Annotated in this window: 1 protein-coding gene; it reads left to right on the top strand. The window is 54.8% G+C overall.

What is annotated here, in order from left to right; translation table 11 throughout:
* Nucleotides 1-105: 105 nt before the first annotated feature.
* Nucleotides 106-301: hypothetical protein (locus tag QP415_RS11350; RefSeq protein WP_285100139.1), on the top strand; the 196-nt coding region annotated here is incomplete at its 3' end.

Raw genomic sequence — 301 nt, 5'->3', positions numbered from 1 at the left:
CCGGTCATACCAAGCATGCATTGACTTATTAGTGAGAAAAGCCCCCGGCTTACCAGCCATGTGCACAACTAAGGCGTCCTTATCCTTGCTAACAAAGGTGTGCATGTGCTCTGTGACGCGCTTGGCACACTCAGCGGGAAGAGTAACGTCACGTTGAGCCGCGTCAGTCTTTGGCAGCCCCTCAATAAGCTGACCGCCAATGCCCCGGCTTATGCCCCGTCGCACCCTTACAACACCTTTACTCAAGTCAAGGTCCATGCGGCGCAAGCATTGAATCTCGTTAAAGCGCAGCGCCCCCCAA

The sequence above is a fragment of the Pauljensenia sp. UMB3104 genome (assembly GCF_030217285.1).
Taxonomy (GTDB): domain Bacteria; phylum Actinomycetota; class Actinomycetes; order Actinomycetales; family Actinomycetaceae; genus Pauljensenia.
This window is presented reverse-complemented; position numbering and strand designations above follow the sequence as displayed.